General features: G+C 67.2%; 24 protein-coding genes. 20 read left to right on the top strand and 4 right to left on the bottom strand.

Going from position 1 to position 21,732, the window contains the following annotated elements:
- Positions 1-8 precede the first annotated feature (8 nt).
- The gene (dmeF, locus tag ACQ66H_RS09025; RefSeq protein ID WP_430433731.1) at positions 9-1,010 is read right to left on the bottom strand and encodes a CDF family Co(II)/Ni(II) efflux transporter DmeF; all 1,002 of its coding nucleotides are present in this window, start codon (positions 1,008-1,010) and stop codon (positions 9-11) included.
- 130 nt (positions 1,011-1,140) lie between these two features.
- Between dmeF and hemP the strand changes: the two genes are divergently transcribed.
- From hemP to ACQ66H_RS08930, 19 genes are all read left to right on the top strand, one after another.
- Positions 1,141-1,326: a hemin uptake protein HemP gene (gene hemP, locus ACQ66H_RS09020; protein ID WP_430433730.1), complete on the top strand. Its 186-nt coding sequence runs from the start codon at positions 1,141-1,143 to the stop codon at positions 1,324-1,326.
- A gap of 4 nt (positions 1,327-1,330) precedes the next feature.
- Complete coding sequence (locus tag ACQ66H_RS09015; RefSeq protein WP_304003487.1) at positions 1,331-1,546, top strand: (2Fe-2S)-binding protein; 216 nt, start codon at positions 1,331-1,333, stop codon at positions 1,544-1,546.
- A gap of 95 nt (positions 1,547-1,641) precedes the next feature.
- Positions 1,642-2,121: a bacterioferritin gene (bfr, locus tag ACQ66H_RS09010; RefSeq protein ID WP_019918572.1), complete on the top strand. Its 480-nt coding sequence runs from the start codon at positions 1,642-1,644 to the stop codon at positions 2,119-2,121.
- An 86-nt stretch (positions 2,122-2,207) separates the two neighbouring features.
- Positions 2,208-2,402: a hypothetical protein gene (locus ACQ66H_RS09005; RefSeq protein ID WP_430433729.1), complete on the top strand. Its 195-nt coding sequence runs from the start codon at positions 2,208-2,210 to the stop codon at positions 2,400-2,402.
- Positions 2,403-2,465: 63 nt separating this feature from the next.
- Positions 2,466-3,269, top strand: coding sequence for an energy transducer TonB (locus ACQ66H_RS09000; RefSeq protein WP_430433728.1), 804 nt, complete (start codon positions 2,466-2,468; stop codon positions 3,267-3,269).
- A 76-nt stretch (positions 3,270-3,345) separates the two neighbouring features.
- The gene (locus tag ACQ66H_RS08995) at positions 3,346-4,116 is read left to right on the top strand and encodes a MotA/TolQ/ExbB proton channel family protein (protein ID WP_020164367.1); all 771 of its coding nucleotides are present in this window, start codon (positions 3,346-3,348) and stop codon (positions 4,114-4,116) included.
- 14 nt (positions 4,117-4,130) lie between these two features.
- Entirely contained in the window at positions 4,131-4,550 is a 420-nt protein-coding gene (locus ACQ66H_RS08990) for an ExbD/TolR family protein (RefSeq protein WP_019918576.1), read from the top strand.
- 247 nt (positions 4,551-4,797) lie between these two features.
- A complete protein-coding gene (locus ACQ66H_RS08985) occupies positions 4,798-5,043 on the top strand; it encodes a hypothetical protein (protein ID WP_430433727.1) in 246 nt (81 codons plus the stop codon).
- 21 nt (positions 5,044-5,064) lie between these two features.
- The gene (gene rpsD, locus ACQ66H_RS08980) at positions 5,065-5,679 is read left to right on the top strand and encodes a 30S ribosomal protein S4 (protein WP_019918578.1); all 615 of its coding nucleotides are present in this window, start codon (positions 5,065-5,067) and stop codon (positions 5,677-5,679) included.
- A 200-nt stretch (positions 5,680-5,879) separates the two neighbouring features.
- Entirely contained in the window at positions 5,880-6,632 is a 753-nt protein-coding gene (locus tag ACQ66H_RS08975; protein ID WP_430433726.1) for a PEP-CTERM sorting domain-containing protein, read from the top strand.
- Between the two features lie 78 nt (positions 6,633-6,710).
- Entirely contained in the window at positions 6,711-9,026 is a 2,316-nt protein-coding gene (locus ACQ66H_RS08970) for a TonB-dependent receptor domain-containing protein (RefSeq protein ID WP_430433725.1), read from the top strand.
- 427 nt (positions 9,027-9,453) lie between these two features.
- Positions 9,454-9,816 (top strand): DUF779 domain-containing protein, encoded by a 363-nt coding sequence (locus ACQ66H_RS08965; protein ID WP_430433724.1) that lies wholly within the window; start codon positions 9,454-9,456, stop codon positions 9,814-9,816.
- A gap of 198 nt (positions 9,817-10,014) precedes the next feature.
- Positions 10,015-10,206, top strand: coding sequence for a hypothetical protein (locus ACQ66H_RS08960; protein ID WP_430433723.1), 192 nt, complete (start codon positions 10,015-10,017; stop codon positions 10,204-10,206).
- A gap of 122 nt (positions 10,207-10,328) precedes the next feature.
- The gene (locus ACQ66H_RS08955) at positions 10,329-10,976 is read left to right on the top strand and encodes a PEP-CTERM sorting domain-containing protein (protein ID WP_430433722.1); all 648 of its coding nucleotides are present in this window, start codon (positions 10,329-10,331) and stop codon (positions 10,974-10,976) included.
- Between the two features lie 15 nt (positions 10,977-10,991).
- On the top strand, positions 10,992-12,053 hold the full coding sequence (locus ACQ66H_RS08950; protein WP_430433721.1) for a hemin-degrading factor: 1,062 nt from the start codon (positions 10,992-10,994) through the stop codon (positions 12,051-12,053).
- Positions 12,050-12,898 carry a heme/hemin ABC transporter substrate-binding protein gene (locus tag ACQ66H_RS08945; RefSeq protein WP_430433720.1) on the top strand — a complete coding sequence of 283 codons (849 nt, stop codon included), beginning with the start codon at positions 12,050-12,052 and terminating at the stop codon, positions 12,896-12,898. The genes ACQ66H_RS08950 and ACQ66H_RS08945 overlap by 4 nt, the downstream gene beginning before the upstream one ends.
- Complete coding sequence (locus tag ACQ66H_RS08940) at positions 12,895-13,944, top strand: FecCD family ABC transporter permease (protein WP_430433719.1); 1,050 nt, start codon at positions 12,895-12,897, stop codon at positions 13,942-13,944. Before ACQ66H_RS08945 ends, ACQ66H_RS08940 begins: the two co-directional genes overlap by 4 nt.
- Before the next feature lies 1 nt (position 13,945).
- Positions 13,946-14,731: a heme ABC transporter ATP-binding protein gene (locus tag ACQ66H_RS08935; protein WP_430433718.1), complete on the top strand. Its 786-nt coding sequence runs from the start codon at positions 13,946-13,948 to the stop codon at positions 14,729-14,731.
- A 117-nt stretch (positions 14,732-14,848) separates the two neighbouring features.
- On the top strand, positions 14,849-15,520 hold the full coding sequence (locus ACQ66H_RS08930; RefSeq protein ID WP_430433717.1) for a flagellar brake domain-containing protein: 672 nt from the start codon (positions 14,849-14,851) through the stop codon (positions 15,518-15,520).
- Positions 15,521-15,665: 145 nt separating this feature from the next.
- Here ACQ66H_RS08930 and feoB read toward each other — a convergent pair whose 3' ends face one another.
- Entirely contained in the window at positions 15,666-17,537 is a 1,872-nt protein-coding gene (gene feoB, locus ACQ66H_RS08925) for a ferrous iron transporter B (protein WP_430433716.1), read from the bottom strand.
- Positions 17,534-17,836 (bottom strand): FeoA family protein, encoded by a 303-nt coding sequence (locus tag ACQ66H_RS08920; RefSeq protein WP_430433715.1) that lies wholly within the window; start codon positions 17,834-17,836, stop codon positions 17,534-17,536. Before ACQ66H_RS08920 ends, feoB begins: the two co-directional genes overlap by 4 nt.
- A gap of 284 nt (positions 17,837-18,120) precedes the next feature.
- Between ACQ66H_RS08920 and ACQ66H_RS08915 the strand changes: the two genes are divergently transcribed.
- Positions 18,121-20,496, top strand: a complete 2,376-nt coding sequence (locus ACQ66H_RS08915; RefSeq protein WP_430433714.1) for a TonB-dependent receptor — start codon at positions 18,121-18,123, stop codon at positions 20,494-20,496.
- 63 nt (positions 20,497-20,559) lie between these two features.
- Here the strand turns inward: ACQ66H_RS08915 and ACQ66H_RS08910 are convergent, their stop codons facing one another.
- On the bottom strand, positions 20,560-21,627 hold the full coding sequence (locus ACQ66H_RS08910) for a metal-dependent hydrolase (RefSeq protein ID WP_430433713.1): 1,068 nt from the start codon (positions 21,625-21,627) through the stop codon (positions 20,560-20,562).
- Between the last annotated feature and the right edge of the window lie 105 nt (positions 21,628-21,732).

Here is a 21,732-nt window from a genome sequence, read left to right as displayed (position 1 = left end):
GCCCGCGATTATAGCGATTGTTGCGCCGCACCAGAAGCGTCGTCGATCACCCTCAGGTCAAGCGTCACGTGCGCAAGCGTCCTCTCGCCGGCAAGACGCGCGCGCAGCGCCTCGGGGTCAAGCCGCGGCGACGCCGCCACGGTCAGCGCGAGCGCGTGCCGCCCCGGCGCCAGCAGCCAGAGGTGGACGTCGAGCGGCCGGCCGCCCCAGTCGTTGACATGACCGAGCACGGCGTCGAACACGCTGCCCTCGATCTGACGGTCCAGCAGCACGGTGGCGCTGTCGCGCGCCAGATGCCAGGCCCAGCGCAGGATGAGCAGTCCGCCCAGCGCCGCAACCAGCGGATCCAGCCAGTTCATGCCAGCCCACTTGCCTGCCACCAGCGCGGCGATCGCCGCGATCGAGGTGAGCGCATCAGCCACCACGTGCAGATAGGCAGCGCGCAGATTGTGGTCGTCGTGCTCGCCCTGATGATGAGCATGGTCGTCAGGGTGGTCGTGACCGTGAGCATGGCCGTGGTGCGCATGCCCGCCCTTGCCGTGCAGCAGCCAGGCACTGATCAGGTTGACCGCCAGACCGACCAGCGCCACCAGCAACGCTTCGTCGTAGTGGATCGCGTGCGGCGCACGCAGCCGCGCCGCCGACTCGACGATCATGAACAGCGCTGCGCCGGCCAGCAGCAGGCTGGACGAGTAGCCGGCGAGGTAGGACACCTTGCCCGGTCCGAAGCTGTAAAGGGCGCTGCCGCGGTGAGCGCGCATATAGGTGTAGGCGAATGCACTGATCGCCATCGCCGCCACATGGGTCCCCATATGCCAACCGTCGGCCAGCAGCGCCATCGAGCCCGACAGGTAGCCGGTGACGATCTCGGCAACCATGGCCAGGGCGCTGAGCCACAGCACGCGGCTGACCGCCTGTTCGGCATGGTCCGGATGGGGAATGAAGTCCGGGTGATGAACCGGGCAGAACGGTGCGTCGGCCGGCATGTGATCAGGGGCGTTTCTGTCCATCCCGCGATTGTAGGGGCGGGCGTCACCGATCGTTGCACTTCGATGTGCGGGAAGCGCATATGCCGCGCTTGACACCGCCCCTCGCTTCTGTACTAATACGAACCATTCTCATTTCTATGCCCATTGGCGAATGACTCAATCCGCTCCTCCGTCGCAGGCACCGCAACCGGCAACGCAGAGCGCCGCTGCTCCGACGCCGCCTGCGCTCGATTCGAGCCAGTTGCTGGGCGGGCGCAAACAGGTCGCGATCAATCACGGCGGCGAGATGTACTCGCTGCGGCTGACGCGCAACGGAAAACTCATCCTGACCAAATAGAGCCATGTACATCTGCTTGTGCGAACCGGTGACCGACCGGGACATCAAGGCCGCAGTGCATACCGGATGCCGCACCGTGCGCGACGTCGCCGGCCAGCTCGGCTGCTGCCGCGACTGCGGGCGCTGCGTGCGCGCCGCCAAGGAAGTGATTGACGCCGCCCGCGCCGAACTGCAGCCGATCCGTCTTCACCGGGCACACGCAGAAGCCGCCGCGGCCTGATACCTCGCATAAACAGGTCGCCGCACTCGCCTTGCGACGGCCTAGAATTCGGTCAGGCGTCACCGTTGTGGCACCGCCTGACCAGGAGAAGTCTCATGAAAGGCGACAAGAAGGTTCTGCAGTACCTGAACAAGCAGCTGGTCAACGAACTGACTGCGATCAACCAGTACTTCCTGCATGCGCGCATGTACCGGAACTGGGGCCTGACCAAGCTCGGCGACCACGAGTATCACGAGTCGATCGAGGAAATGAAGCATGCGGACATGCTGATCGAACGCATCCTGCTGCTGGAAGGCCTGCCCAATCTGCAGGACCTGCACAAGTTGCTGATCGGCGAGAACGTGCCGGAAATGCTCGGCGCCGATCTGAAGATCGAACAGCAGTCGCACGCGACGCTGAAGGACGCGATCTCCTGTAGCGAAAGCGCGGGCGATTACGTTTCGCGCGACCTGTTCCGCAAGATCCTCGCCGACACCGAGGAACACATCGACTGGCTGGAAACCCAGCTGGACCTGATAGACAAGATGGGGCTGCAGAACTACACGCAGTCCGCAATGGGAGAACTCGGCAGCTGACGCACGCGGCGGTTTCCCGACGGAACTGCCATGCCGGCCCGTCCGCGACGGGTCGGTTCCGCCCGGGCGCAGTCCGTACAACCGCCATGAACAGCCGCCACGCCGAACCCGCAACGCCGCGCACACCCCTGCTGCGCAGCGCACTGTCGGCACTGCTCAGTGTCGCCGCGCTGTGGCTGCTGACCGCCTTCCCGGCGACCCGCCTGTTCGATCAGCTCACGGCCGCCCCCGCAGCATCCGCCCAGCCTGCGCCCGCGCAGGCCGGCACACCGCATTCCTGAACTCACAGAACGCCGACGATCGATGCACGACTTCACGCCCCACCTCTCCGTCGGAGCGGCCCGATGAGCAGCGCCGCATTCGTTCCTTCCGAAGCTTCCTTCGTGCAGTCCGCGGGGGCGGGCCTGACACACCCCGCCAGCCGCGTCGTCCGTCGCGAGACGGTTTCCGGCACCCCGTCGGTGGGTCTTCCGCTGCGCGGCATGTCGCTCGCCGGCGCGGTGCTGCTGCACGCCGCCGCACTGCTGTGGATCGTGCACAACCCGACGGCGCTGGAGGCGCCGCCGATGATCATGCAGGCCACGCTGATCGCCCCTGAACCGCTGCCGATGGCGCCGCCGGAACCTCCGCAGGAAGTGAAGCGGGTCGAGCCCGAACAACCGAAGCCGGTCGTGAAACCGGTCAAACCGGTGCGCAAGGAACAGCCGCTGCCGCAGATCGCGGCCGCCGCCGACGCGCCGACCAGTGCCACCGTTGCACCGCAACCGCCGGCGCCGCCGGAACCGGTCGCCATCGATGCACCGCCTGTCAGCGAGCCGTCACCGGCGCCGGTCACGGCGGCGCCGGCGGTCGCGCCGCCGCCGGTCACCCCGCCAAAATTCAACGTCGCCTATCTGCAGAACCCGCGCCCGGCCTATCCGCCGATGTCCAAGCGCCTGGGTGAAGCCGGTCGCGTGATGCTGCGCGTGATGGTCAACGTGAATGGTCTGCCGACCAATGTCGAGGTGCGGAAGTCCAGCGGTTTCCCGCGTCTGGACGAAGCGGCGCTCGAGGCGGTGCGCAAGTGGAAGTTCGTTCCCGCCCGGCGCGGCGAAGAACCGGTTGCCGGTCTGGCCGACATACCGATCGACTTCGGTCTCAACTCGTGATTTGTTCCCGTCCGCGTCAGGCGTACACTGCGCGGCGGCCAACTTTTGCATCAGGCTTCCATCAGGAGAAATTTGAATGAATGAGTCCCTCGGCTTTGCGCACTTTCTGTCGAATGCAGACGGTGTCGCAACCACCATCCTCGTGCTGATGGTGCTGGCCTCCATCGGTACCTGGTTCCTCATCGTGCTCAAGGGCATCGTGGCCTTCCGCCAGCGTCGCGCGAGCGGCACCTTCCTCGACCGCTTCTGGAACGCCTCGTCGCTGGAAGACGTGGCGCGCGACATGCGTTCGCACGGCGTGACCGACCCGTTTTCGCACCTGGTGCACGAAGGTTTCAGCGCGGTCGAAACCCTGCGCAGTGGCAATGCCGGCACGCGTGGCCTGATCGCCACCGGCAGCGCCGACGAGTTCCTGACCCGCGCGCTGAAGCGCTCGATCGAACGCGATCGCAGCCGCATGGAATACGGCCAGACCTTCCTCGCCTCGGTCGCCTCCAGTGCGCCCTTCATCGGTCTGCTCGGCACCGTCTGGGGCATCTACCACGCACTGCTGGCCATCGGCATGTCGGGTCAGGGCACGCTGGACAAGGTGGCCGGCCCGGTCGGCGAGGCGCTGATCATGACCGCCATCGGTCTGGCGACCGCCATCCCGGCAGCACTTGCGTTCAACTTCTTCGCCCGCTCGACGCGCAACGTGATGGCCGAGTTGAACAGCTTCGCGCATGACGTGTTCGTGATGCTGTCAACCGGCGTCAAGGACAGCGGCTCGAACGATCCGAAGGCCACCGGTGACCGCGTGCTGTCGCTGGTCGAACGCGGCCGCGAAGCCGCGCGCAACGCGCACTGATCGGGAGCCCGGACATGGCATTTGCAAGTTTCGAGCAGGACGACGACGGACCGATGGCGGAAATCAACATGATTCCGCTGATCGACGTGATGCTGGTGCTGCTCATCATCTTCATGGTGACCGCACCGCTGCTGACGCACGCGGTCAAGGTTGACCTGCCCAAGGAATCGACCAGCGCCAACACGCTGCCGCCGGAAAACATCCAGATCGCCATCGGCCCCGACGAGCAGCTCTACTGGGCCGGCGAGAAGATCGACACCGATACGCTGAAAGCCAAGCTGCAGGAGGCCGCGGCGAAGGACAAGAACGCCGAGATCCAGCTGCGCGCCGACCAGAACGTGCCCTACCGTTCGGTGGCGCACGTGATGAGCGAGGCGGCCCGCCTCGGACTCACCCGCATCGGTTTCGTCACCGATCCGTCCGCGGCGAAGTAGATCGGCACCCTCCGCACGACGATACGGCCACCCTGCGGGGTGGCCGTTTTTCTTTGCATCCGTCGGCGAACGATGCTTGACAGCCCTCTGCACCGATGATGTAATGCGAATCGTTCTCATCAAAAAGAGGACGCGCGCCAGCCACCGTCTGCACCGCAGGTCCCCGCAGACACCCGCCAGCTTCCCCGACAGCACCCGCGGCACCCGCGCCAGGCAGCCCAGGCGCCGCCCAGACGGAGGATGCACCATGACCTTGGAACACCAGCACGCCGGCGAAGCCAGTCCGAGCACGCTCGCCGCTGCCACGCTGTTCGTGATGACCCGTTTCGCCGAACGGCCCTGCCCGGAAGTGGCGCAGATGGTGATTCGCCATCTCGAAGTGGTGGCCGACGACGAACGCGCCGACCCGCTGATGCGCGAGGTCTGCGGCGCCCTGATCAACCGCTGGACGCTGCACACGGTCGGCGATCTGGCCGTGCGTGCCGCGCACTGAAACCCCTGCCCCGGAGCATCCATGTCCCGCTACACCGGCCCCCGCCTGCGCGTGCTGCGCGCACTCGGCACCGACCTCCCCGGCCTGACCCGCAAGACGGCCGAAAACCGCACTGCGCCCCCGGGCCAGCACGGCAACCGCCCGAACCGCCGCAAGTCGGAATTCGGCGCCCAGCTGATGGAAAAGCAGAAGCTGCGCTACAACTACGGTCTGACCGAAACCCAGTTGCGCGCGGTGTTCAAGGAGGCCGAGCGCTCCAAGCTGCCGACCGGCGAAAAGCTGGTCGAACTGCTGGAACGCCGGCTCGACAACATCGTGTTCCGCGGCGGTCTGGCACCGACCATTCCGGCTGCCCGCCAGCTGGTTCGCCATCGTCACGTGCTGCTCAACGGCCGGCGCGTGAACATCCCGTCGATCCGCGTGCGCGTCGGCGACACCATCACGCTGACCGACAAGGGTCGCAAAGTGCAGAGCGTGGTCGATGCACTGCAGACGCCGGCGCTGGAACGTGCCGAATGGATCGCCTTCGACGAATCGGCGCTGAGCCTGCGTCTGGCTCACCTGCCGCCGGGTGACGCCACGCCCTTCGCGTTCGAAGCTCAGAAAGTGGTCGAGTTCTACGCCCTGCGCGTCTGACGCGCGGATTTCCCGCCGGCCTCCGGGCCGGCCCACCTGCCAGCCAGCCGGCAACCGCGGCCAGCCAGTCATGCAACGCATGGAGCATTCATGACCTGCCCGCATACCGCCCGGCGCCCCTCTTGCGATGCGGCGTCCTGTACGCGAGGCCTGTTTTCAGGCCGCGCACCCCATCGTCCGTTCATCGAGAGAGGTCACCCATGATCCATCATCGCCTGCGTCCGTTCGCGAAGCCGCTGCTCGCGGCCGCCTGCTTCGCACTCGCCGGTTCCGCCTACGCGAACACCACCCACAGCGCCTTCGACGACATCGAAGGCTCGGTCGCTACAGACGGTTTCAACAACCTGACCGCCGCCCGCATCACCGCCACGCAACTGGCTGCCGGCATCGCGTCGAACAGCGAAACCGAAGGCGGCGCCGTGCTCAGACGCACCTCCGGCGGCGCCTATCCGGCCTCCTCCGGCCTGTACCAGTTCGCCGGCAACGGCTCGACCTTCGAAATGGTGGTCAGCGATGCGGCCGACGGCCTGACCAGCATCGTGTTCCAGACCTATATCAACGTGAGCACCGGCAGCAACGGCATCTACGGCGTGCTGGCGCCGAACAACCTGCCGCGCCTCAGCTTCAACGGCGGCGAGCAGTTCCTGCTCTCCAGCGCGCAGGCGAGCGAGAACCTGGGCTACACCGATTTCTTCACCGGTGAATTCGTCGCCTCCGACCCGAACAATCCCAACCACCTCACCTTCACCTGGAACCTGGCCAGCCTCGGCGTGACGGTGCCGGTGGACAGCTTCCGCATCACCTTCGCCACCGACAACCACGCGCAGTCGCAGGCCTTCCAGATCGACCAGCTGGTTGCCGCACCGGTGCCGGAACCGCAAACCGCGGCCCTGCTACTTGGCGGCATGGCGGTGATCACGCTGGTCGCCCGCCGGCGTACGCGTCAGCACTGAGTCTATTTCGCCGCGTGCGGGCGGTGCCCTCGCGGGTGCCGCCCGCATGCGTTCGCCCATCCAGACTGTCAAGACATCTTGAAACACCGAATTCCCCCGCGTCCGCGGCTGCTGCTGGCGCTGATGTGGCCGCTCGCGTGCGCCGCGCAGGACGGTGCGCCGTCCGAGGAGGACGTCGTCACGCTGCCGGAAATCCAGGTGCGCGACACACGCGAGGACGTCCGTCCGCCCGCGGTCGAACTGACGCCCGATCGGCCAGTCACGACGATAGGACCCGAGGCGATCGAACGCCGCCAGGCGGGCACGATATTCGACCTGCTGAAGGATGTGCCGGGTGTCGCCGTCAACGGCGGCCCTCGTGCCAGCGGCATGAAATTCAATCTGCGCGGCTTCTCCGACAACGAAGACGTGCTGTTCAAGATCGACGGCGCAGTGAAAGGCTTCGAGAAGTACCGCTTCGGCAGCGGCGTGTTCATCGAACCCGAACTGTTGAAAGCCATCGAAATCGAGCGCGGGCCGTCGCTGAAATCCGGTTCGGGTGCGCTCGGCGGCACCATCTCGGCCACCACGAAATCCGCCGCCGACTACCTGCGGCCGGGAGAACGCTTCGGCAGCCAGATCAAGTACGGCTACAACGCGAACAGCAGCGAGCGGCTGCGCATGGTGACGGTATACGGTCGGCCGAACGGCTATCTCGATCTGGTCGTGTCGATCGCCCGGCGCGACTCCGACGACATCCGCCTGCCCGACCGCAGCCGGCTCGACCTGACTGCCGTCCATTCGGAAAGCCGCTTCGCCAAGGCCACTTTCTACGCCAGCGACGACCTGACGCTGGAACTGAGCCAGACCTACTACACCGGTGGCCCCGAGCGCGCGCCCTATGACGCGACGGCCGGCAGTGCGGGCCAGTTCGGCGTGGTCGAACGCAGCATCGAGGACACCACCACCAATCTGCGCGTGAACTACGCGCCAGCCGACTCGTGGATCGCGCTGCGCGGCACCCTCGCCTACGAAACGACCGACCTGGACGATGTACACCGCATTACGCAGAGCCGCATCTGCGTATCGCCATCGACCGCCTTTCCGGCGGCTTTCCGCATCGACCGCTGCGACGACGCCTGGCGATACTCGATCTGGACCGCCGAAGTGTTCAATGACACGCGTTATGCAATCGGCGAACTGCAGGGCGTACTCAGCGTGGGCTACCAAGGCATACGCAACAGCCGCGACATTTCGCGCGTCACCTCGCGCGCGCTGACCAACCAGCAGGTCTACCCGAACGGTTTCAACGAAGCGCAACCGCCGGGCGACAAGGTGTCGGATGCGCTGATCGTAGAGAACGCGTTCACGCTCGGCGCCTTCACCTTCACGCCGGGCGCCCGGCTGGACCGCTACCACGTCAGCGCCGAGGGCCAGACACGCACCAACATGATCGCCGCCGGACAGTCGCCGGACATCCGCTTCGTCAAGCTGTCGCCCGCAGCGGCGCTCACCTGGCGCATCCCGCGCAGCGACTGGTCGGCCACCGTGCGCTACCACGAAGCGTTCCGCCCGCCGCTGGTTGATGAGTACTTCGCACGCGGCAGTTTCGCCAGTCGCTGCGCAAAAAGCGCCGGCTGGGCCTTGCCCGGCAACCCGGTGCTCTACCCGGAACCGCTGTACGATCCGTCAGGCTACGGTCAGACCTACGATCCTGCACTCGACCTCGCACCCGACAACGAAATCTGCGGAGCGCTCTACCGGCCTCAGGAATCGTCGAACCACGAACTGACGCTGGCCTGGATGCCGCAGCCGTCCTCACCGCGCGACGGCCGCTGGCAGGCGCGGGTGACCTATTACGACATCCACACCCGTCATCTGCTCACGTCCTTGAGCAATATCGGCGGCGAAGTCGGCCAGCCGGGCAAGGAGCGGCGCAAAGGCACCGAACTCGAAATCAGCTACGACGGACGGCACGCCTTCTCGTCACTGTCCTGGTCGGAGATTGACGGCCGCATCACCAATGCGGTGGCCGGCACCGACTACGCGCTCTATGGCGTGCCTGGCGACACGCTGAGCATCAGCGCCGGCGTGCGCGGTTTCGACGGGCGGGTCGAGGCTGGCGTGCGAATGCGCGACATCGCGGACCGTAGAGCGGCCACCAGCACCACGGCCACCGTGTGCTCGCGCCCGGGCACACTGGTCGTGCCCGGCGTTGGCACGATAGGCACGCAGTACGGCGTGCGCCTGTACGACCTGTTCGCGAGCTGGCAGATGACGCGTGACACGCAAATGCGCTTCAACCTCGACAACCTGACCAACGAAACCTACTGCCTGCAGGACGGCTTCGCCGGTGCGGTCGGCATACAGGCGCCGGGGCGGGCGGCGAAGCTGTCGGTGACGATGAGGTTCTGAACAATATTTCATATGTTGAGAACGGTGCGGTACTGCAAGAATGCGCTCCTGTACTGGATTTCCGCGCCCAATCAATGACATGCAAATGAAACATGCGTTGCACGCATGAACACCGTCATGCACCGTAAATGGACACATCACTGCGTTTGAATGTACGCCCTGCGGGAAAAACCATTCCTAATCATGCTCCAACGCCATTCACCGTACTTGGCTCGGCTCTTGCTGGGACGGCCTGTTTCCGCGACGCCCCGGCGAGGGGCGCCCCGCCCATCCTGTCTTTCCGCACAGGAGTCACGCCCGATGTCTGCCAGCATGGCCGTTCTAAAGCTGTCGAAGACTGCGCGCCGGCACGCCCCGCCCGGAACGCGGCGCCACGCGCCGACGCGCGGCAGCGGACGGGCCGCCACCTCCATTGAATGACCGCACCATGCCACACCCATCCGACCCCTACTGCCTCGGCCTCATGCCCGACCCGTCCGAACTTCCGGGGCTGGCGGCCAGTGTCGATGCCGTCATGCTCATCATCCGGCTGTCGGCACGCTACGGGCCGCTGATGTTCCTGCACGACGCGACCGGTGACGTACTGCAGCCGCGCTGCCGCCCGGTTGGCTCGCTGCCGGTTGACGATCATGACGTCAAGCTGGGCGAAGTGGCCGGCTGCGAGTACTGGATCGCACCGTCGGCGCTCGATCAGCTCGGCTCAGGCGCCCTGCTGCTCGACGTGCTGGAAGATCGCGGTGACGCCACCGGGCTGGCCAGCCGCTTCGTTCTGCGCAAGGTCGGCAACTGATCACCCAGCGGGGCGGCGCAACGTCGCCCCGCTCCTCACTGGCGGCCGCCTCCAGGCCCTTGCATTCATCTCGTTCCCCTTCGCTCGCCCACGCCGCGATGCTGCGCAGCGCTGTCGTCATGCCTGAGGCTTGACACCATACTGCGAATCATTATCATTTAAAGAAATCGACCGTCCGCGGCCAGACCGCAAGCATCCATGTCCGCCTCAGGCAACGAACCGACCGAAGCATTGAAGGTGCGCCTGTCCGCCCTGCTGGATGAATTGATCCGGCACGACGGCTTCGGCTCGCTGAGCGTCGAGGTCCGTCTGCTCAAGCGCGGCCAGAAGGAAGTCATCATCGACTGCGGCAAGCAGTATCGGTACGTCATCGATTTCGCGCCCGGCTGAGGCCAGCGCGACGCAGCACACTCCGGCGGCGCGGGGCCGCGGAGCAGGTTTTCAAATCACAGAAACCGCCTGATCGATCGCCTTCGCGGGGAAGGGATGGATGGCTCAGAACGAGGTCCATCATGTCTTTCCGCCTTCTGCTGTCCGCTGGCGCCCTGTGCGCACTGTCATCCACCGCCGCCTTCGCCACCAGCGCCAGCTGGGATACCCCGCTCGCCGGTCATGACGGCAACGGCGCCACCTCCGCCACGCCGTGGGCCAGCGGCAGCGTCTATGCCGAGTGGAACGTGTTCGACAGCTTCACCACCGACGCCACGCCCGACATCGCCGGCAGTGGCAGCGTGAGTCAGCTCAACCCGGGCGCCGGTAGCTTCCTGACCGGCAGCGGCAACTTGTACAGCGCCGCCGGCGCAGCGTCCTTCCTGGTCAACCTCGACGTTGCGCAGAGCGGTACCTGGAGTGTGTGGCTGCGCATTGCGACCCAGGGCACGGCGGCCGACACCGTCGCCACGCTCAATGGCATCGCCGCGAACAAGGTGGTCAGTTACAGCGCCGCGCTCGGCGGCTTCGGTGGCAGCGAGGAAGAGGCCTACTGGACCTGGGTGGTCACCGATCCGCTGTCGCTGCAGTTCAGCTTCACCAGTTCGGAAGCGCACCTCAGCCTCGACCAGCTCGCCGTACTCGCTCAGCCGGTGCCGGAACCGGCGACCTGGATGTCGCTGGCTGCCGGTCTGGGCCTGCTCGGCGCCCTGGCACGTCGTCGCGCCTGATACCGGGAGACCGCGATGACACCGCACACCGATCCCGAAAGCCTCTATCACACCTTCCACGCGCTGAAGGCGGAGCGCCGCCTGCGCAATCGCGACGCCGCCGCAGCCCTCGGCATCAGCGAGGGCGAAGCGATTGCCAGTGGCGTCGGCCGCGACGCCGTGCGCCTGAGCGCGCCCTTCGACACGCTGTTCCGCCGCATGCCCGAGCTGGGCGAGGTGATGGCGCTGACGCGCAACGAAGCAGCCGTCCACGAAAAGACCGGGTGCTTCGAACAGATGTCCGGCGACGCCAAGGTCGGTCTGGCGCTGGGCAGCGCCATCGACCTGCGCATCTTCTACGGTCGCTGGGCATACGGCTACGCAGTGACCGAACAGGGTCCGAAGGGCGAGTCGCGCAGCCTGCAGTTCTATGACGTGCACGGCGACGCCGTGCACAAGGTGTTCTCGCGCGCCGGCACCGATCTCGCCGCCTGGGACCGGCTGGTCGCCGAGTTCACCGCCGCCGACCAGGGCGCCGGCGAAAAGGTCGCACCGCGCAGCGCGCCCGCCGACGACGAGACGCCACTCGACGCCATCGACGCCGTCGCCTTCCGCCGCGACTGGCTGGGCATGCAGGACACGCACGACTTCTTCCCGCTGCTGCGCCGGCACAAGGTATCGCGCCGCCAGGCCATGCAGATCGCGCCCGAGGGTCACGCCAACCGGATCGACAACGGACTGACGCGTTCGCTGCTCGAAGTCGCGGCCGCCGATGGGGTATCGGTCATGTGCTTCGTCGGCAACCCGGGCATGATCCAGATCCACACCGGGCCGGTGCACCGGATCGAAGTGATGGGGCCCTGGCTCAATGTGCTCGACCCCGGTTTCAATCTGCACCTGCGGCAGGATCTGGTCGACCAGACCTGGATCGTGCGCAAGCCGACCGCCGACGGCGTCGTCACCTCGGTCGAACTGCTCGACGCCGCCGGCGAAACCATTGCGCTGTTCTTTGGCGAGCGCAAACCGGGCAAGCCGGAGCGCGAGGACTGGCGTGCACTGGTGGCCCAGCTCGGCACCGCCGACAGCCTCGCGGCATGAGCCGCCGACTGCTCCGCAGCGCGCTGGTGGTGCTGCTGTTCGCCGCCGGGGCGGTTGTCGCCGCACCGGCGCAGCGGCTGGTCACGGTCGGCGGCGCGGTGACCGAAATCGTCCATGCGCTCGGCGCGGCCGACCGCATCGTCGCGACCGACACCACCAGCACCTGGCCGGCCTCCGCGCAGGCGCTGCCGAAGGTGGGTTACCAACGCGCGCTGGCGGCCGAGGGCGTGCTGTCGATGCGACCCACCCACCTGATCGCCACCGCCGACGCCGGCCCGCCGGTCACGCTGACGCAGTTGCGCGGCGCCGGCGTGCAGGTGATCCAGCTGCCGCCGGAACACAGCGCGGCGCAGGTCGGCAACGCCATCCGCACGGTAGCGGGCGCGCTGGCGATGGACGACGCCGGTCGCGCGCTGGCCGAGCGTTTCGATCGCGACTGGAAGGAGGCTCAACGCGAGGTCGGCGCCCTGCCCGGCCGGCCGCGCGCGCTGTTCATCCTCGACCACGGCGGCAGCAGTCCGATGGTGGCGGGCGACGACACGGCGGCCGACGCGATGCTGGGCTATGCCGGCGCCGTCAACGTGATGGCCGGGCGCTTTCGCGGTTACCGGCCGCTGACACTGGAAGCGGCGCTGGCGGCCGCGCCCGACGTGATCGTGACGACCGACGAGGCCATCGCCGCCGCCGGTGGCGCCAAGGCCTTCCTCGCCCGCCCGGGTCTGTCGGCGCTGCCGGCCGCGCGGGCGAACCGGCTGGTCAGCCTCGACGCACTGCGCATGCTGGGCTTCAGCCCGCGTCTGCCGCAGGCGGTGAGCGAACTGGCGCGGCGGATGCGCGCGCCGTGAACACGCGCGCACTCACGCTGTCAGCAGGCGCACCTGCTTCGCTGGCACTGCCGGCGCTCGCGCTGGCGCTGTTCTGCGTCGTCGTGCTCGCACTGGGCAGCGGCGCAGTCAGTCTGTCGCCGATGGCGGTGCTCGGCGCGCTGTTCGGTGCCGACGTCGGCAGCGAAGCCGAACTGGTTGTGCGCACGCTGCGCCTGCCGCGCGTGCTGCTCGGCGTGATCGCCGGCGCGGGTCTGGGTATCGCCGGTGCGGCGATGCAGGGCCTGATGCGCAATCCGCTGGCCGACCCGGGGCTGGTCGGCGTCAGCAGCGGCGCGGCACTGGCCGCCGCCTGTGTCGTCGTACTCGGCGAACGGGCGATGAGCGCCGGCGGCTGGCTGGCCAGTTCGGCACTGCCGCTGGCCGCCTTCGCCGGCGCCGCACTGACCACCGCCGTCGTCTATGCGGCATCGCGCCGCAATGGCCGCAGTTCGGTCACGCTGATGCTGCTGTCGGGCATCGCCATCAATGCGCTGGCGATGTCCGGCATCGGTCTGCTCATGTTCATGGGCAGCGACGCGCAGGTGCGGCAGTTCACCTTCTGGACCCTGGGCAGCCTCGCAGGCGCGACCTGGCCCGGCGTGGTCGCGGCGTCTCTGGCGGTCGCTCTGGCGCTGGGCGCGCTGCTGCGTCAGGCCGGTCCACTCGACGCGCTGTCGCTGGGCGAGTCGCAGGCGGCACACCTCGGCGTGGCCACCGCGCGCCTGAACCGCAGCTGCGTGCTGCTGATCGCGCTGGCGGTCGGTGCCACCACGGCGCTGACCGGCACGTTGGGCTTCATCGGGCTGATCGCCCCTCACCTCGCTCGTCGGCTGGTCGGTCCGGCACATGCCCGACTGCTGCCGGCCAGCGCGCTGAGCGGCGCCGCGCTGGTCGTGCTGGCCGACAGTGCAGCCCGTACCTGGGTAGCACCGGCCGAACTGCCAATAGGCGTGCTGACGGCACTGTTCGGCGCCCCCTTCTTCATCGCCCTGCTGCGCCGCCGCGCCGCGCACGAAAGCACCTGACATGCTCGCCGCCCGCAACCTGACCGTCCGCGCCGGCCGTCGGCGGCTGCTCGACGACGTGACCCTCGCGCTGAAACCGGGCGAACTGCTGGCGCTGGTCGGCCCGAATGGCGCCGGCAAGACCACGCTGCTGCGCGCACTGGCCGGCGATATGGACGTCGCACACGGCAGCGTGCTGTGTGCCGGCGCCGCGCTGCAGGACATCGCACCGCTTGCGCTGGCGCAGATGCGCGCCGTGCATGCCCAGCACCAGCGGACTGACCTCGAATACACCGCCGCCCAGGTGGTCGAGCTTGGCCGCTTCCCGCACCACCGCGGCCACCCCGGCGCGGAAGACCGGCAGATCGCCCGTGCCGCCATGGCGTTGACCGGCGTCGATGGCATGGCGGCACGCATCTGCGCCACGCTGTCCGGCGGCGAGCAGGCACGCGTGCACCTTGCGCGCGCGCTCGCGCAGATCTGGACGGCACCCGAAGGCGCGCACGCGCTGCTGCTCGACGAGCCGGTGGCGGCGCTCGACATCGCCTGGCAGCACCGCACGCTGGCCTGCGCACGCGAATTCGCCCAGCGTCGAGGCTGTGCGGTGCTGGCCATCGTGCACGACCTGAATCTGGCCGCGCGCTACGCCGACCGCATGGTGCTGCTGGCCGACGGCCGCATCCGCGCCGACGCCGCACCCGCCGCCGTGCTGGCCTCACCCGAACTGGCACAGGCCTTCGGCTTGCGTTGCCGCTTGCTGCATGACGCGCACGATGGCGGGACCGTGCTGATCGCCGAGCCGGCTTGATCGGTAAAAAAGCGTAGAGAGGGGTTCAGGAGACCATCGGCACGCCGTAAACCCGGATGCTCGCGCACCACGAGTGCGCGCGGCATGACAGGCACACGACACGGCAGATATCCTCCGATGGCAAGCAATCCGATCGAATCCAGCACTTCGACCTTCCTCGGCATGGGCCTGAAGGTCGGCGACCGCATGCAGCTCGATCCACCGGCCAAGATCACCGGCGGCGCACGCGTCGTCAGGCTGGTCGGCTATACCGAAGACCGTTCGCTGCTGGTCACCATGCCCGACGAAAAGAACTGGAGCGGCTCGCTGATCGAGGGCGACACCGTGCTGGTGCGCACCTTCTCCGGACGCAAGGCCTTCAGTTTCAACAGCCGCGTGCTCAAACGCGCAGTCAGTCCCTACGAATACCTGCACCTGGAGTTTCCGTCAGCGGTCTCGAGCCGTCGCATCCGCCGCGCAGAACGCGTCCGCACCGACATCGCGGTACAGCTCAAGGGCGCTGACGCGCGCGCCGTGCGCGTCACCAATCTGAGCGCCACCGGGGCCGAACTGCGCAGCAGCGCCGCCGCGGGCGAAGTGGGGGAAACGCTGAGCTTCACGCTGCCGCTCAATCTGCATTTCGTCAACATCGAGGTGCAGTGCGAAGGCACGGTGCGCAACGCCCATCCGCTGCCGGACGGCGGTATCGCCTGCGGCATCGAGTTTGCCGAACTGGACAATCAGAGCTGGATACTGCTGCGCAGCTACGTCTATCAGCACCTGCTCGACTCGCCGTCCGGGCGCGTCTGAAGCGCGGACGGCCGGCTGCAGCCGCTGCATCCGCCGCAACCGGCAGACGGCGCACGCAGGGCGCGCCACCACTGGCGCAGCGCCCGACCAGCCACCAGCGCGGCCAGCGCCACGGCACACAGCGCAACGAAGTCGGTCAGCAAGATCACCCGCTCACTCCCGATGCGATGCGGTAGGTCAGGAAGGCCGCCAGCCAGGCCAGGCCGAACAGATAGCCCGCCATCAGCAGCGGCGCCCGCCAGCCACCGGTCTCACGCCGCACGGTCGCCAGCGTTGACAGACATTGCGGCGCGAACACAAACCAGGCGAGCAATGACAACGCTGTGGGCAGCCCCCAGCTGGCCGAAATCAGCGGCGCCAGCGCCTGTGCCGTGTCGTCGGCAGTGGCCGACAGCGCATACACGGTACCCAGCGCACTGACTGCCACCTCGCGTGCCGCCATGCCGGGCACCAGCGCCACGGCGATCTGCCAGTTGAAACCGACCGGTTCGAACAGCGGGAGCAGGAAGCGCCCCAGCGTGCCAGCGAAGCTGTACTCGATCGCCGGCCCGGTGGCGCCGGGCGGCGGCGACGGGAAGGTGGCGAGGAACCACAGCAGCACGGTCAGCGCGAGGATGATGCCGCCGACCCGGCGCAGGAAGATGAGCACCCGCTGCCACAGGCCGATCGCGATATTGCGCACCGACGGCCAGTGATAGTCAGGCAGTTCCATCATCAGCGTCTGCGTCAGGTCGCGCGCACCGAAGCGCTTGAGCAGCCACGCGATGGCGATGGCCGACACGATGCCCGCCAGGTAGAGCGCAAACAGCACCAGCCCCTGCAGTTCCAGCCCGCCGGCAACGGTGCGCGACGGAATGAAGGCGCCGATCAGCAGCGCATACACCGGCAATCGCGCCGAACAGGTCATCAGCGGTGCGATCATGATGGTGACCCAGCGGTCACGCGGGTTCTGGATGGTGCGCGTGGCCATGATGCCCGGGATCGCGCAGGCGAAGCTCGACAGCAACGGAATGAAGGAGCGGCCGGACAGCCCGACGCCGCCCATCAGCCGGTCGAGCAGGAAGGCGGCGCGCGGCAGATAGCCCGATTCCTCGAGCAGCAGGATGAAGAAGAACAGGATGACGATCTGTGGCAGGAAGACCAGCACGCCGCCCAGCCCGGCCACAATGCCATCGACCAGCAGGCTGCGCAGCAGACCATCCGGCAGCGCCGCTCCGACCGCTTCGCCGATCGCGGCCGTCGCCGCCTCTATCCAGCCCATCGGCGCCTCGGCCCAGGCGAACACCGCCTGGAAGATCAGGAACAGCAGCGCGCACAGCAGCAGCGGACCGACGAGCGGATGCAGCAGCACGCGGTCGGCGCGGTCGCTGAAGGCGTGCGCCTGAACGGTATCGAGCCCGAGCGAAGCGAGGATGTCGCGCACGCGTCTGTGGTCGTCAGCGACGTCGCCCGCCTCGGCTGCCGGCAGCGCGGCACCCGGTCGCACGTCCTCGAGCAGTTCGAGCAGCGCGTCGGCACCGCCCGACTTCACCGCCACCGTGGTCACCACCGGCACGCCGAGCGCTTTCGACAGCGCCTCGGCATCGACGTGGATGCCACGCGCCCGGGCAAGGTCGGTCATGTTTAGCGCAACGACCACCGGCAGCCCTTGGCGCATCAGACCAAGCACCAGCCTGAGCTGACGCGGCAGGTGAGTCGCATCGACCACCGCAAGTATCAGATCGGGACGGCGCTCGCCGGACAGACGCCCGGCCAGCACATCACACGTGACCTGCTCGTCCGGCGAATGCGGCGTCAGGCTGTAGGTCCCGGGCAGATCGAGCACCGCCAGTCGGCGACCGGACGGCGTGCGCAGGACGCCCTCCTTGCGCTCGACGGTCACGCCGGCATAGTTCGCCACCTTCTGCCGGCTGCCGGTGAGCAGGTTGAACAGCGCGGTCTTGCCACAATTCGGGTTGCCCACCAGCGCCAGCAGGGCCGGGCCGAGTCGGCTGCTATCGACCACCGTCTGCGTCACGCTGCCGCTCCATCGGCCGCTCGCACCAGTACGCAGTCGGCTTCGGCGCGGCGCAGCGCAAACGTTGACACGCCGACCCGTACCGCCAGCGGCTCGCCGCCCGGCTGACCGCGACGCAGCACGCGTACGGGCTCGCCGGTGATGAACCCGAGTTCGCGCAGCCGGCTGGCCCACTCCGGCGCCCGGGCGTCGGCGCGCACCTCGACTACGGTCATCGGCACGCCAACGGTGGCGCTGCTGAGCGCGAAACCGGCGGTCGGACCGGGCGTCGGGGATTCCACGTCGGAAGGCGTCGGCATTGCAATATCCGTGGTTCAGATGTTGAGAACAGTTTTCATTCTACCTGAGGGGACCTCACAGAGGCAGTCCGCGCAACCCACCTACCCGCGCGGAATTTTGATTGCACACGAATCGATTGTTGCGATGCCGCAACATCCAGTTTCTAATAACTGTTCTCATTTACACTGCGCCGCACTTGCCCATTGTCGTGTTCCTCGCACGCGCCGGGCAGCGGACCAGCCAGCCTCTTTGCGTCGCAGCAAGCCAGTCCAGCCCCCGATATCAACCTACTGGACTTGCACTGATGAAACGCTCGATCCCGCAGCAGCCGCTGACGCTGGCCGCGGCCATGCTGATGGCCCTGTCGTCCACCGCCGGCGCCGAAGAACAGAAGCCCGCCACCGACTCCAATGTTCCGGTTCTGCCGGAAGTGAAGGTGCGCGACGAATACGACCGCCCGAACTCGCCGAACCGCGGCTACCAGACCGGCATCGTCACCTCGGCCAAAACCAAGCAGCTGGCCAAGGACATTCCGCAGGCGATCACCACGGTGACCGAGCAGCTGATGCTGGACAGCAACTCGGACACGATGAAGAACGCGCTGCGCCACGTCGCGGGCCTCACCTTCAACTCTGGCGAGGGCGGTCGCATCGGCGACAACATCATGCTGCGGGGCTTCTATTCCTTCGGCGACCTGTACCTGGACGGCATTCGCGACGTGGCTCAGTACAACCGCGAAACCTTCCACGTCGAACAGATCGACGTGCTGCGCGGCTCGGCCGCCATGCTGTTCGGTCGCGGTCAGGCGGGCGGCGTGATCAACCGGGTCAGCAAGCAGCCAGGCCTCGTCAACCGCACCGAAGTGTCGGCCACCGTCGGCAGCTACGACTACGGCCGCGTCACCGCCGACGTGAACAAGGTGGTCGGCGAGAACGCTGCACTGCGCATCAGCGCGATGAAGACCGACGCCGGCAGTTCGCGCCGCGGCGTCGAATCCGAACGCGAGGGCATCGCGCCGACGCTGCGCTGGGGCATCGGCACGGCCGACGAATTCTCGATCGGTCATCTTTACTACACGACGAAGAACGTGCCGGACTATGGCGTGCCCTTCATCAGCCGCGCGCTCGCCACGCCGATCACGCGCACCCAGGTCACTCGCCGTCCTCTGGACGTATCCGCCAGCGCCTTCTACGGCACTTCTTCGGACTACGAACAGAACGACACCAACATCAGTACCGGCATCTGGACCCACCGCTTCTCACAGGACACCGAACTGCGCACGGTCGCCCGCTTCGCCGACTACAAGCGCGACCTGTGGGCAGTCGCGCCACGGCTGCCTGCCAACGTGAACAGCTCCACCGTCACCGACGCCACGGTGATCACCCGCGGTCGTCAGGCTCGCGGTGGCCGTGAGCACACCGTGACGCTGCAGAGCGACCTGACGACGAAGTTCGAACTGGCAGGCATGAAGCACGAGGCGCTGTTCGGCGTCGAACTGCTGCGCGAGAAGGCGGATCGCTGGAGCTACACGTCGATCGCGGTGACCGCACCGACGACCACGGTCGGCAACCCGGACCCGGACGTCGCCGTTCCCGCGGCCTACGGCAATCGTGCGCGCTTCAACCCCGCAGGCTACGAGGGCGACTCCTACAGCTTCTACGCGCAGGACCAGATCGAGTTCATCCCGAAATGGAAGCTGCTGCTCGGCCTGCGTCATGACCGCATGGACGCCGACTACGCCTCGCTCGCATCGCAGACCGGCGTCACCACGGCATTCAATCTGAAGTACAACGAGTGGAGCTATCGCAGCGGCCTGCTGTATCAGCCGACCGATCTGTCAACCTATTACCTTGCGTGGAGCGATTCGTTCAACCCGACCGCTGACCTCTATCAGCTGTCGCCGGCCAACATCAAGTACGACGCCGAGCGCAGCCGCACGGTCGAACTGGGCACGAAGTGGGAGCTGTTCGACGGCGCACTGTCTCTGCGTACCGCGCTGTATCGCGCGACAAAGTTCAACGAGCGAAACACCGATCTCGAACAGGCGAACTCCGCCGTGCTGTCGAAAGAACGCCATACCGATGGTTTCGAGATCGAGGCGGCCGGCCGTATCACACCGCAGTGGGATGTGTTCGGTGGCATTGCGCTGATGCGCGCCGAAATTGACGATCAATTCGACGGCGAGCTACTGGGTACCTTCGGCCAAGTCGTAGCAGCAGCGGGCGGTACTTTCCAGGCCGGTCAGGCGGCAAACGCCAACCGCCTCGTCTATCGCGGCAAGTACAATCCGAACAGTGTGGGCGCCACACCGCGCAACACGCCGGACTACACCTTCAATCTGTGGACGACCTACCGTTTCATGCCTAACTGGCGCGCTGGCGTCGGCATCGAAGGCAAAGGTTCGCGCCTTGCCTACGGTATCGGCCAGTGCGACTCCGCAGCTGCCAACGCCAGCAATGCCTGGGCTTACAGCGCCTGCGCGCCGATCGCTCAGGGCCGTGCCCCGAGCTTCGTGCGTACCGATCTGATGCTGGCCTACGAACAGCCGCGCTACGACGTCCGCCTGAACGTGCTCAACGTGTTCAACAAGCGCTATTACGAAGCGCTTTACGAGAACGGCGGCTTCGCCGTGCCGGGTACCGAGCGCGCCTTCCAGCTGACGGTGGCAGTGAAGTACTGATTGCCCTGCAGCGATGAGGGCCGGGTCGGTGGTCTGCGGACCGCCGGCCCGGCCCTTTTTACGTCAGCGACCGCTCAGAGCGCGCCAGCCCGCCATCGTCCGCTCGACCAGCGCCCATCCCGCCCCGTTCTCGCAAAGCCCATAGCGGAACGGCAGCGTGTCACGCCCCGGCGTTTCGAAGCGCAGGTCGCGGAAGCTGACGCAAGCGCCCCCGCCTGCGCTGCCCACGCTGTCCAGCACCGGAAACATCGCGAACCAGCGGAAGAAGGCGAAGTCCGGTGCCGACCACACGGCACGCACCTGCTCCCGCACCTCGCCGAGGCCGCCGTTACCGAAGTGCTCGCGCACCTGCCACTGCGCCAGCGCGACCGGCCGGTAGTGGGCGGAGAAACGGCGAATCAGGTTGTCGTCGGGCCCCGCCCCCAGCAGTTCGGTACGCCGCGTATTGATGTGCGCGATGTGGTAACGCTGGCCGTCGTCGATCACCGCGGTCCAGTTGAAAGGCGAAGCCGGCCGCGGAATCGCGTCGATCGCGACGAAGGCGATGCCCTGCTCCACCGCATGACGCCGCGCGGCCTCGATGGCTTCCGACTTGCCGACCGCACCCACGCCGACCCATGCGCATACCGCGGCCAGGCCGAGCGCAGCTGGCAGCCGGCTGCGCCGCCACAGCGCGCTCGCCACGAGGCCGGCAATCAGCAGCCCGGTCAGTGGCAGGTCGATGATGAAAGTGGTGCCCCAGCCGAAGCGCTGATCCGAGAAAGGCGCCAGGATCATGGTGCCGAACTGCGTGATCAGGTCACCCAGGATGTGGATGGCGATGCCGGCGCACACCACTGCGTAGAAGCGCTGCCAGCCGACGCTGCGCGCGCGCAGCAGACGCGGCATCAGCCATGCCAGCAGCAGCGCCCACAAAGGCAGCAGAATGAGAGAGTGCGTGACACCTCTGTGGCCGCGCAGATAGGTGAGCTCGGAGACGTAGCCGAGCACGAAGTCGAGGTCCGGAAAGGTGGCGGCCAGACCGCCGGCAAGCACCGTCTGCCAGACCTTGGGGTGGCGTTCGTCGGCCGGCGTGCGTGCCATGAAGCGGCCGAGCAGCGCGCCGGACAGTGCGTGGGTCAGGGTATCCAATCGATTCTTCCGTTCAGGACAGGTCGGATGCGTCGCAAGGACAACACCCCGGCGCACTTCGCGCCAATTGTGGCGCAGTGCACAAGAAGCAGGCGTATAATGCCG

Origin of the sequence: Methyloversatilis sp. (assembly GCF_965284615.1) — a bacterium.
GTDB lineage: Bacteria > Pseudomonadota > Gammaproteobacteria > Burkholderiales > Rhodocyclaceae > Methyloversatilis.
Note: the sequence above shows the minus strand (reverse complement) of the source record. Positions and strands in the feature narration are given on the sequence as shown.